This window comes from Aeromonas sp. FDAARGOS 1410 (genome assembly GCF_019048745.1).
GTDB classification, from domain to species: domain Bacteria; phylum Pseudomonadota; class Gammaproteobacteria; order Enterobacterales; family Aeromonadaceae; genus Aeromonas; species Aeromonas jandaei.
This window is the reverse complement of the sequence record NZ_CP077401.1, coordinates 146,497-157,500: the sequence shown is the minus strand read 5'-3', so window position 1 is coordinate 157,500 and position 11,004 is coordinate 146,497. Positions and strand designations below refer to the sequence as shown.

Below are 11,004 nucleotides of genomic sequence, written 5' to 3'. Positions count from 1 at the left end.
ACGCTGAGACACGAGACGAACGCACTACGGTGCGGAAGCCATTGATGCCCTGCTTCCAGGAAAAGCCTCTAAGCTTCAGATTACAAGTCATCGTACCCCAAACCGACACAGGTGGTCGGGTAGAGAATACCAAGGCGCTTGAGAGAACTCGGGTGAAGGAACTAGGCAAAATAGTACCGTAACTTCGGGAGAAGGTACGCTCTTGTTGGTGAAGTCCCTTGCGGATGGAGCTGACGGGAGTCGCAGTGACCAGATGGCTGGGACTGTTTATCAAAAACACAGCACTCTGCAAACACGAAAGTGGACGTATAGGGTGTGACACCTGCCCGGTGCCGGAAGGTTAATTGATGGGGTTAGCGCAAGCGAAGCTCTTGATCGAAGCCCCGGTAAACGGCGGCCGTAACTATAACGGTCCTAAGGTAGCGAAATTCCTTGTCGGGTAAGTTCCGACCTGCACGAATGGTGTAACCATGGCCATGCTGTCTCCACCCGAGACTCAGTGAAATCGAATTCGCCGTGAAGATGCGGTGTACCCGCGGCTAGACGGAAAGACCCCGTGAACCTTTACTACAGCTTGGCACTGAACATTGAACCTACATGTGTAGGATAGGTGGGAGGCTTTGAAGGCGTGACGCCAGTTGCGCTGGAGCCGTCCTTGAAATACCACCCTTGTATGTTTGATGTTCTAACGCAGGCCCATGAATCTGGGCCGCGGACAGTGCCTGGTGGGTAGTTTGACTGGGGCGGTCTCCTCCCAAAGAGTAACGGAGGAGCACGAAGGTTGGCTAATCCTGGTCGGACATCAGGAGGTTAGTGCAATGGCATAAGCCAGCTTAACTGCGAGACGGACAGGTCGAGCAGGTACGAAAGTAGGTCATAGTGATCCGGTGGTTCTGAATGGAAGGGCCATCGCTCAACGGATAAAAGGTACTCCGGGGATAACAGGCTGATACCGCCCAAGAGTTCATATCGACGGCGGTGTTTGGCACCTCGATGTCGGCTCATCACATCCTGGGGCTGAAGTCGGTCCCAAGGGTATGGCTGTTCGCCATTTAAAGTGGTACGCGAGCTGGGTTCAGAACGTCGTGAGACAGTTCGGTCCCTATCTGCCGTGGGCGTTGGATGATTGAAGGGAGTTGCTCCTAGTACGAGAGGACCGGAGTGAACGAACCTCTGGTGTTCGGGTTGTCACGCCAGTGGCACTGCCCGGTAGCTAAGTTCGGAATCGATAACCGCTGAAAGCATCTAAGCGGGAAGCGAGCCCTGAGATGAGTCATCCCTGACCCCTTGAGGGTCCTAAAGGGCCGTTGGAGACCACAACGTTGATAGGTGGGGTGTGTAAGCGCGGCGACGTGTTGAGCTAACCCATACTAATTACCCGTGAGGCTTAACCATACAACACCCAAGAAGTGTTCTAAGGCTTGTAGCAAATACGAACGAATTACTTACATCAGCTTTTTCAGATTGAAGATTTTTGCCTGGCGGCAATAGCGCCGTGGAACCACCTGATCCCATGCCGAACTCAGAAGTGAAACGCGGTAGCGCCGATGGTAGTGTGGCATTCGCCATGCGAGAGTAGGACACTGCCAGGCACCTAATTAGCAATAAGCTAGCCGAATGCGGAGCGGTAGTTCAGTCGGTTAGAATACCGGCCTGTCACGCCGGGGGTCGCGGGTTCGAGTCCCGTCCGCTCCGCCACTAAATAGAAGGCCTTCCCGATTGGGAAGGCCTTTTTGCTATGAGCGATTTGCCCGTTGGCTACGGCGCTGCACGCCTGAATAGACAGAAAAGCCCGGTTATCAGACCGGGCTTTTGCATTTTCAGCATCCAGCAGCCACTGAACAGTAGCTCTTGCCTGATGGCGGGGCGCACTGGCAGGCCCGCTATTCCCTCCTTTTGGTGTGTAATTGCGGTCATTTTTGGATGATTCGCAACCATTGGTACTGGATTACTCGTGGCCACCCGCCGCCTTCAATCAGATTTTGCCCTACAGAGAAGGGCCATATTGACCACACCCTCCTCCATCTGGACATCAATGGTAAAGCCGAGTCGCCTGGCGAGGGTCACCATGCCGCGATTGCTCGGCATGGTCATGCCTGATAAATCTGCGTAGAGCAAACAAATAGGCCTTCCCGTTGGGAAGGCCTATTTTCTTTATCTATCAGGAGATTGGGACCACTTTGTCGACTAATCAGGGTTTCTCTTTCTTGCCGAGGCTTAGACCCAGCTTGATGGAGAGTGCCGCCAGCAGCAGCAGCATCATGATCAGGGAGAAGAAGTTGCTGCCGAGTTCCGGGTATTGCACCTTGAGCAGGGCCGAGTGACCGAAGGCGCCGATAAAGAAGCAGAGCAGGGTGCAGATGGGGGTATTGCCCACCATGGGTTCGTGGCGATAGTGCTGGAACAGCTGATAGGCAGCCAGCCAGAGAGCGATCAGCGGAAAGAAGGAGAAGGGTACGACCGCGTTGGTCAGCACCGCCAGAGACGCGTCGCCACAGATGCCGATTAGCATCGCCATGGCGAGCGGTTTTTTGGGGATCACAAGCTGTTCAGTCATATCGTTCTCCGTCCTGTGGTCATGGATGGGGCTCACGGCGTTTCTGGTTCTGTACCTCGGCGCCCATGGCAATCATCCGCAGTTGGCGAATAGTGCGATCGGAGAGTGCCCGGCACTCTTCGCTGGTCATGTCGAGCGCATCGGCACCGGCGCTGAATACGATGGTAACCATGGCCTCGGCCTGGATATAGGCATCTTCCCGCGGTGCCTGGGTGGTGGCCTCCAGATAATCGGTCAGCTCGGCAATAAAGTGCTGGATCTCGCGAGCAACAGCCTGACGAAATGCGGCCGAGGTGCCGGAGCGCTCTCGCAGCAACAGCCGGAAGACGTTGGGGTTGTTCTCGACGAACTCCATGAAGGTCTGCACCGAGGTGCTGATGACGCTGCCGCCACCGGCAATGCGCTGGCGTGCCTGGCGCATCAGCTGACGCAGAGTCAGACCGCCCTCATCGACCAGGGTCAGGCCCAACTCTTCCATATCGCGAAAATGGCGATAGAAGGAGGTGGGGGCGATGCCCGCTTCACGAGCCACTTCCCGCAGGCTGAGATTGGAGAAACTCCGGTTGGCGCACAGTTGGCTGAATGCAGCATCGATCAATGTACGCCGGGTTTTTTCTTTTTGTTGAGCGCGAATACCCACGAAATCAGTCACCTTCAGCTTAACGAGGACAAATGATAACCCGAAGGCGCCTCAGGATCAGGTTTGTATCCTACTTTTTTACCATTGACCCTGGCGAAGTCGCCATGGAAAATGGCTAACAGCTGTTCGCTGAAAGGATGCAAGAAGATGGCTAGACCCCCGATTATTCTCACCAATACCCTGTTGTTCTCTCTCTCCGGACTGGTGGCGCTGGTTGCCGTGCCCTGGTATGGGATGAGCCACGGTTACGATCTCTGGCAGTGGGCTACGTTCCTGCTGCTGTTCTGTTTGAGCGGGCTCTCGATCACGGCGGGTTATCACCGCCTCTGGTCACACAAGGCTTACAAGGCTCATCCGGCGTTGCAGTGGCTGTTTGCCATCGGTGGTGCGCTGGCGTTGCAGAACTCGGCGCTGCACTGGTCGGCGGATCATCGCCGTCATCATCGTCATGTGGATGACAACGATAAAGATCCCTACAGCGCGGGGCGTGGCTTCTGGTACTCCCATATCGGCTGGATGCTGCGAGAGTATCAGGGGGAACAATATGGTGATTACAGCAATGTGCGGGATTTGCAGAACAACCCTGTGGTCATGTTTCAGCATCGCCACTATCTGGCGCTGGTGCTGGCGACCAATTTGGGCCTGCCGCTGCTGTTTGGCCTGATCCACGGAGACCTGCTCGGCATGTTGCTGCTGGCGGGCGTCTTGCGGATGGTGATGACGCACCACACCACTTTCTTTATCAACTCACTGGCCCATATCTGGGGCAGCCAGCCCTACACGGATCGCAATACCGCCCGTGACAACGGCATCCTGGCCTTTTTCACCTTTGGCGAGGGGTATCACAACTTCCACCATCTGTTCGAGAACGATTACCGCAACGGTATACAGTGGTGGCAGTTCGATCCGACCAAATGGCTGATCCGGTTTGCCTCATGGTGCGGGCTGGCGAGAGATCTGCGGTCATCGCCGGAGGAGCGTATCGAACAGGCCAGGCTGGAGATGCAGCTCAAACGGGCGCAGGCAAGGCTTGTCAAACAGGATGATCGCGAACTGTGGCAAGCACTGCTGCAGGAGGAGTACGCCAAGCTGAGTCAGCAGTTGCAGCACTACTATGCCAGTCGCAAGCGGCTGCTTGAGCTGCGCAAACGCAAGGCGCTGGCGCGCTATGACCGCCTCAAGCTGCAACTGGAGTACCGAGCCCTGCGGGACGGTTTCATCGCCAGCAAACGCAACTGGAGTCGCCTGCTGGCAGGTATTGCCAGAGCCCCAGTGTAAACAAGCAGAAAAGAGAAGACCGCCACTCGGCGGTCTTCTCTCTGGTGGAGCCTGCGCGCCGGTTTGGCGCCAGCATCTCTACTTATTCGGGGTGATCCTGCTCTTGCAGCTGGCTCAGGGTCTGTTGTTCCAGCGGGTTGAGCCCCAGTTGCTCGCACGCCTGCTCAAAGCTGATCCCCAGATGGCACATCATGATATCGATGGCGGGCAGATAGTTTTTCATAGCTTCTTCCATGGTGATCCTCCAGACCCGTCTCTTATGCCCTGAATGGTATGGCGCGGCAATTAGACTTTAGGCTTAGTCTCACCCTTTGATCCGCCCCCTGCCACTCGGTGGGGGAATTTGTTACCCTGCACCCAGATATAAAAACGGTTGCCGTATGACAGCGAGCAACGGGTGAGGAGCAGGGCATGTTATTGAGTTTCTTGATCATCGCTTCCGGTTGGTGGCATATCCGCGCCGCCTATGGTTCAGACAGCCGCCAGTTCTATATCAGCAAGCCGCTGACCATGCTGCTCATCATCGCGCTGGCGTTTGGCTATCAGGGCTATGACCACGATGGTTCCCACGCCTGGATCCTGCTCGGTCTCTGCCTCTCGCTGGCGGGCGATGTGCTGCTGATGCTGCCAAGCGACCGCTTTATTCAGGGCCTGGCGGCATTTCTTGTCGCGCACCTCTGCTACATCGTCGGCTTTGCCCAGGGGCCGCTGGTGCTCAATCTGGTGGATGGCTTGCTGCTCCTGCTCATCGCCGCGCTGGTATTTGGCCTGCTGTGGGGCAAGCTGGGAGAGATGCGCATTCCGGTCTTCTGCTACATGCTGGTGATCATCGGTATGGCCTGGGTGGCTGCGGGTGCCTGGCACGCATCGCTCACCGCAGGCAGTGCGGCTGCGCTGGCTGGTGCCCTGATGTTCCTCTTCTCCGACAGCATGCTGGCACTCGATCGCTTCCGCCGCCCTTTCCCCCACGCCAGAGCCTGGGTGATGAGCAGCTACTTTGCCGCCCAGTTCCTGATTGCGGGGTCGCTGGCGGGATGACGCCATGCAGTTGAATACAGGCAACAGATAAAGAAAAACGGGCGTTGGCCCGTTTTTCGTTTTATTTATCAGCTGCTTTTCACGCCTCTATCGGCTCGGCATCCGCTGCCCGCGGGGCGGGGGATTTGAGCAGCAGCATCAGACCGCTGGCGACCAGCAGGAAGATCCCCATGATGTAGAAGACCTGGTTGTAGGCCATGATGGCCGCTTCCCGGTTGATGGTGTTGGCGAGTATGGCGTGCGCCTGCTGCTCGGCCAGCTCGGGGCCGGAACCCTGTGCCATCATGCTCTGGGCCAGCTGCAGCAGATAGGTTTGTCCCTCGATACTGCTGGCAGGCAGGGTGCTGCCGATCTGGAGCATATGGGTGCGGGTATCGTTGTCGAGCATGGTCGCTATGATGGCGATACCAAAGGCGCCACCCAGGTTGCGCAGCACGTTGAGCAGGGTGGAGGAGGAGGGAACCTCATCATGACTCAGACTGGCGGTGGCGACCAGGGAGAGCGGCACCATGATGAAGGGCTGCCCAAGTGCCCGCACGATGAGCGCCTGAATAAGCTGCGGCCCGGCATAGTCGGCACTCATGTTGACGTTCATAAAGCAGCTGACGGCGAAGATGAAAAAGCCGAAGCTCACCAGATAGCGCGGATCGACCTTGTGGGTCAGTTTGGGCACCAGCGGCAGCACCAGCAGCTGGGGCAGCCCCATCCACATCAGCACTTCGCCAATCTCCAGCGCGTTGTAGTTGTGGATCTGGGTCATGTAGAGCGGCAGCACATAGATGGAGCCCATCAACGCCATCCCGAGGATCAGATAGGCGAAGCAGGCGAGGGCAAAGCGCGGGTTGTGCAGCAGCCGCAGGTTGACCAGCGGGTGGCGGCGCAGCAGCTGGCTGATGACGAAGAAGACCAGTGAGACGACCGAGATGATGGTCAGGCGCACGATGAAGGTCGAGCCGAACCAGTCCTCCCGGTTACCCTCCTCCAGCACCACCTCCAGCACGCCCAGGCCAAGCGCCATGGTGACGATGCCGATAAGGTCGACCCGCTTGATCACCTCCCAGTCCACCGCCTTCTTGTCCAGCCCGTGCGCCAGCATGGCCATCACCAGCAGCCCCGGCGGGACGTTGAGATAGAAGATGTAGTGCCACGACATCTGCTCGGTGAGCCAGCCGCCGAGAGTTGGGCCGATGGCCGGGGCGAAGGTGGCACAGAGACCGAACAGCGCCATGCCGGTAGCCCGCTTCTGCAGCGGCAGCAGGGTAACGATGAGGGAGAAGGCCATCGGAATAAGTGCCCCGCCGGTGAAGCCCTGCATCGCCCGGAAGACGATCATGCTGGTGAGGTTCCAGCTGAAGGAGCAGAGCACGGAGGAGACGATAAAGGCGCCCGTGGTCCACAGCAGGTAACGGCGCACGCTCAGCCCCCGGCTCAGCCAGCCACTAAGGGGGATGGCGATCATCTCCGCCACCAGATAGGAGGTGGAGATCCAGGAGCTTTCGCTCAGGGTGGCAGAGAGCGCCCCCTGAATGTCCTTCAGGGAGGCGTTGGTTATCTGGATATCGAGGATGGCCATGAAGGCGCCGATAAGGCCGCCGATGACCGCGATCCAGTGGCGACGTGGAATGGGTTCCATCAGTTGGCGGCCGTCATGGCATCAGGAGTACGGGTATCTACCGTTACTTCGCTGGAGAGACCCGGCAACAGCTTGCCGGCGAGCTGACCCGGCTCGGGGATACGGATTTTGACCGGTACCCGCTGCACAATCTTGGTGAAGTTGCCGGTGGCGTTCTCCGGTGGCAGCAGGGCGAACTTGGCCCCTGTGGCTGGCGCCAGACTGTCGATGACCCCCTCGACCGGCTGATCCGGATAGGCATCAAGCACCACTTCGACCTTCTGGCCGGGCTGCATATGGGCGAGCTGGGTCTCCTTGAAGTTGGCCTCGACCCACACTTGTTGCAGCGGCACCAGACTGGCGACCTGCATGCCGGACTGGACGTAGAGCCCCTCCCGCAGGCTGCGCTTGCCGATGATGCCATCGGCTGGTGCCCGCAGCTCGGTGTAGCCGAGCTCCAGCCTGGCCTGCTCCAGTTGTGCTTCACTCAGGGCCAGCTTGGCCTGATTCTGCTTGCGCTCGGCATCCAGTACCAGCAGTCGCTCACGGGCTGCCTGCAAGGCCGCTTTGGCTTCTTGTGCCTGTGCCTGATTGACCTGCAGACCAGCCCGCACTTCATCCAGACTGTCTTGCGAGCTGTAGTGGCGCTGGTTGAGCTGGCTGATCCGGGTTACCTGCTGGCTGGCGCGCAGCTGCTCGGCCTTGGCGGAGGCAACCTTGGCTTCGGCCTGCTGGATCAGGCTCAGCTGCTGGATGCGGGTAGCGGCCAGATTCTCGGCGGTTGCCTGATTGAGGCGCAGATCGGCCTCGGCCTCCGCGACCTTGGTCTTGTATTCGCGATCATCGAGACGGGCGATGAGCTGGCCCGTTTTGACCGGCTGGTTGTCGGTCACCAGCACTTCGCTGATATAGCCGGGCAGCTTGGAGCTGATCCCGGTTACCTCGCTCTGGAGATAGGCGTTGTCGGTGCTCTCGAAATAGCGGCCGTGGAGATACCAGTAGGCGGAGAAGAGGAGAGCGAGCAGGGCCAGGATCATGGCGGCCAGGAGAGGGATTTTCTTGTGTTGACTCATTTTGGAGATTCCTGAACGTAAGGGGCGCAGGCTAACACTGCTCGACTGTTTCGATTAGTATTGGTTCACGAGATATACAGTTTCACAGGTGCAACAATGGACCTAAATGCTGCGTTAATTCTGGTACGAATTGTCGACAAGGGCTCGTTTACTGCCGCAGCCCAGGAGCTGGGGATGACCAAGGCGATGGTCAGCCGGCGGATTGCCGAGCTGGAACAGAGGCTCGGGGTGCGGCTGCTTTATCGCTCCACCCGTCAGCTCACCCTGACCGAGGAGGGGGAGAAGTACTATCGGCACTGCAGCAAGGCGGTGGAGGCATTGACGGAAGCGGAGCTGATGTTGAGCGCCAGCCAGCAAGAGGTGACCGGCACTCTCAAGATGGCCGTGCCCATAGAGACGGGTCAGTTGGTGGTCGGGCGCCTGGTCGCCAAGTTTTTACAGGCCTATCCCGGCCTGCAGGTGGAGCTGGAGCTGACCAACCGGGTGGTTGACCCCATCAGCGAAGGGCTGGATGCGGTGGTGCGGATCGGCGATATGAGCGATTCCAATCTGGCCGCACGCCGCCTATGGAGCACCGGGAAGCTACTCTGTGCCAGTCCGGCCTATCTGGCGCGCAGCCCGGCGATCAAGCGGCCGGAGGATCTGGCCAACCATGAGCGGGTGACGGTGAGCAACGGCTTTCTCGCTTCCCACTGGTGCTTCGAGCTGGATGGCAAAGAGGTGCTGGTTGACCCTCCCTCCCGTTTTCGGGTCAATAATATTACCTGTGCCCGCGAGGCGGCCAAGGCGGGTCTCGGACTGGCCTCGATCCCGGCCATGCTCTGTCAGGAGGAGCTGGCCAGCGGCGAGCTGGTCGCGGTGCTGCCAGAGTGGCAGCAACCCAAGGTGTCGATCTACCTGCTGTTTCCGGAGCGACAACTTATGCCGCGTAAATTGCGGGCGTTCATCGATTTCATGGTGGAGAACGGGGCCGAGTTCGGCATCGACAAGCTGCTGTAAGGGGGAGCTATGGATAACTGGATCAATCTCTATCGCGCCTCTCACACTCTGGAGGCTCATGCTCTCAAGGGGGCGCTGGAGGCGGAAGGGGTGCCGGTGCGCCTCAATGGCGACGGCCTGTCAGGGGCCTTTGGCGAGCTGGCGGCGGATCTGCTGCAGGTGACCCTGATGGTGCGTGCCGAGGATCGCAGCAAGGCAGGGCGGGTGATCGAACGCTATCAGCAGCGCCAGGGTAACGGCTGGCTGTGCGGTCAGTGCGGGGAGGAGAACGGCGCCAACTTCGAAGTGTGCTGGCGTTGCCATCACGATCCCCACGACAACTAATCCTCCCTAGCGTAGGGGGACGTCGATATCTTCCCCGGCGTGTTCATCGTGATAGGTCGCCAGATCCAGCTCGTTTTCGCTGCGGGCGATCAGTACGGAAACCAGAATATCCCCCGAGACGTTGACCGCGGTGCGCGCCATGTCGAGCACCCGGTCAATCCCCGCAATCAGTGCAACCCCTTCCAGCGGCAGTCCGACCGCGGTCAGCGTGAGCGTCAGCAGCATCAGCCCGGTGCCCGGAGTGCCTGCGGTGCCGATACTGGCCAGGGTGGCGATGCTGATGATGGTCAGGTAGTCCACCAGATGCAGATCCACCCCAAATGCCTGTGCCACAAACAGGGCTGTGACCCCCTGATAGAGCGCCGTGCCATCCATGTTGATGGTGGCGCCGATGGGCAGCACTTTGGCGGTGATGGCGGGTGAGACCCCGAGCCGCTTCTCGGCACAGGCGAGGCTGATGGGCAGGGTGCTGCTGCTGGAGCTGCTGGTGAAGGCCACTGCCTGGGCATCGACGATGCTCTTGAAGTAGTGGATCGGATTGAGCCGCGCCAGCAGGAGCAGCAGGGTGCTGTAGACCCCGAGTACATGGAGCAGACAGCCGAGATAGACGGCGCCGATTACCTTGAGCAGGGGCAGCAGCAGGTCGATGCCATATTTGCTGGTCATCCAGGCCATCAGGGCACAGACGCCATACGGAGCCAGCGCCATCACCATCTGGGTCAGCTTGAACATCCCCTCCGCCAGCGAGGTGAAGAAGAGGATGGCGGGGCGGCCGCGGCGGCCACAGGCATTGAGTGCCACCGCCAGCGCCACGGCAAAGACGATCACCTGCAGGATCTTGCTGTCCACCATCGCCTCGACCGGATTGCTCGGCACCAGATGGCTCAGCACGCTGGCCAGAGTCGGTGGTGTGGTCATGCCGGGTCGTTGGTAGGGGCCCATGTCGGCTCCCATGCCGGGCTCCAGCAGCCAGCCCATCATCAGGCCGATGCAGATGGCGATGGCGGTGGAGCAGAGGTAAAGGCAGCTCGCCTTGATACCTATACGATCGAGCGCCTTGCCCTTGAGCAGTGAGGTGAGACCGGCGATGACCGAGCAGAAGATCAGGGGCACCATCAGCATCTGGATGGTGTTGACGAAGAGCACGCCAATGGGTTTGAGCTGCTGAGCCTGCTCCTCGAAGCCGACGCCAAGGGCGACCCCGGTCAGCATGCCGATCAGGGTCTTGAGCCAGAGCGGGCGACGGGTCCAGATCTGCCAGGGTTTGCTTGCCTCTCCATGGAACAGCATGGCGCCAATATCCTTATCAAATGTCTGCGGTGACCAAAAATGGGGCGCTAGTGTAGCGATCCCTGCAGTGGGTTGCCACATTATCGACAAAGCGGCGTCGCTGGCCACTCTCGCAGCAGGGTAATCCGTTATTTATTGGCCTATATCAAGATCCCTCCTGACGGGAGAGGATTTAATTGACATTAAATATGTT

10 protein-coding genes, 1 tRNA gene and 2 rRNA genes (1 of these 13 only partly in view) are annotated in these 11,004 nt (G+C 59.0%); 7 read left to right on the top strand and 6 right to left on the bottom strand.

From position 1 onward, the window contains the following. The 3 genes from I6L40_RS00725 to I6L40_RS00715 all read left to right on the top strand — a co-directional run. A 23S ribosomal RNA gene (locus tag I6L40_RS00725) occupies nucleotides 1-1,395 on the top strand (it extends 1,495 nt beyond the left edge of the window). 82 nt (nucleotides 1,396-1,477) lie between these two features. Further along, nucleotides 1,478-1,592 (top strand): 5S ribosomal RNA (gene rrf / locus I6L40_RS00720). Between the two features lie 29 nt (nucleotides 1,593-1,621). Next, nucleotides 1,622-1,698, top strand: a tRNA-Asp gene (locus I6L40_RS00715). A 493-nt stretch (nucleotides 1,699-2,191) separates the two neighbouring features. On the opposite strand, the gene I6L40_RS00710 is transcribed toward I6L40_RS00715, so the two are convergent. Then, a complete protein-coding gene (locus tag I6L40_RS00710; RefSeq protein ID WP_071914047.1) occupies nucleotides 2,192-2,557 on the bottom strand; it encodes a YijD family membrane protein in 366 nt (121 codons plus the stop codon). A 19-nt stretch (nucleotides 2,558-2,576) separates the two neighbouring features. After that, entirely contained in the window at nucleotides 2,577-3,197 is a 621-nt protein-coding gene (gene fabR / locus I6L40_RS00705) for an HTH-type transcriptional repressor FabR (RefSeq protein ID WP_033112608.1), read from the bottom strand. A gap of 147 nt (nucleotides 3,198-3,344) precedes the next feature. Here fabR and I6L40_RS00700 point away from each other — a divergent pair, with 147 nt between their 5' ends. Beyond that, entirely contained in the window at nucleotides 3,345-4,475 is a 1,131-nt protein-coding gene (locus I6L40_RS00700) for a fatty acid desaturase (protein WP_071914050.1), read from the top strand. An 82-nt stretch (nucleotides 4,476-4,557) separates the two neighbouring features. Here the strand turns inward: I6L40_RS00700 and I6L40_RS00695 are convergent, their stop codons facing one another. Next, on the bottom strand, nucleotides 4,558-4,698 hold the full coding sequence (locus tag I6L40_RS00695; protein ID WP_216995460.1) for a hypothetical protein: 141 nt from the start codon (nucleotides 4,696-4,698) through the stop codon (nucleotides 4,558-4,560). A 188-nt stretch (nucleotides 4,699-4,886) separates the two neighbouring features. Between I6L40_RS00695 and I6L40_RS00690 the strand changes: the two genes are divergently transcribed. Then, nucleotides 4,887-5,513: a lysoplasmalogenase gene (locus tag I6L40_RS00690; RefSeq protein ID WP_041209586.1), complete on the top strand. Its 627-nt coding sequence runs from the start codon at nucleotides 4,887-4,889 to the stop codon at nucleotides 5,511-5,513. A gap of 79 nt (nucleotides 5,514-5,592) precedes the next feature. On the opposite strand, the gene I6L40_RS00685 is transcribed toward I6L40_RS00690, so the two are convergent. Both I6L40_RS00685 and I6L40_RS00680 read right to left on the bottom strand, forming a co-directional pair. After that, entirely contained in the window at nucleotides 5,593-7,146 is a 1,554-nt protein-coding gene (locus I6L40_RS00685; protein WP_071914052.1) for a DHA2 family efflux MFS transporter permease subunit, read from the bottom strand. Beyond that, nucleotides 7,146-8,198, bottom strand: coding sequence for an HlyD family secretion protein (locus I6L40_RS00680; RefSeq protein ID WP_071914055.1), 1,053 nt, complete (start codon nucleotides 8,196-8,198; stop codon nucleotides 7,146-7,148). Before I6L40_RS00680 ends, I6L40_RS00685 begins: the two co-directional genes overlap by 1 nt. Before the next feature lie 96 nt (nucleotides 8,199-8,294). On the opposite strand from I6L40_RS00680, the gene I6L40_RS00675 reads away from it, so the two are divergent. After that, on the top strand, nucleotides 8,295-9,197 hold the full coding sequence (locus I6L40_RS00675) for a LysR family transcriptional regulator (protein ID WP_041209589.1): 903 nt from the start codon (nucleotides 8,295-8,297) through the stop codon (nucleotides 9,195-9,197). Nucleotides 9,198-9,206: 9 nt separating this feature from the next. Continuing rightward, nucleotides 9,207-9,521 (top strand): DUF2007 domain-containing protein, encoded by a 315-nt coding sequence (locus tag I6L40_RS00670; RefSeq protein ID WP_042032285.1) that lies wholly within the window; start codon nucleotides 9,207-9,209, stop codon nucleotides 9,519-9,521. 6 nt (nucleotides 9,522-9,527) lie between these two features. Here the strand turns inward: I6L40_RS00670 and I6L40_RS00665 are convergent, their stop codons facing one another. Further along, on the bottom strand, nucleotides 9,528-10,811 hold the full coding sequence (locus I6L40_RS00665) for a dicarboxylate/amino acid:cation symporter (RefSeq protein WP_216994861.1): 1,284 nt from the start codon (nucleotides 10,809-10,811) through the stop codon (nucleotides 9,528-9,530). Nucleotides 10,812-11,004 lie beyond the last annotated feature (193 nt).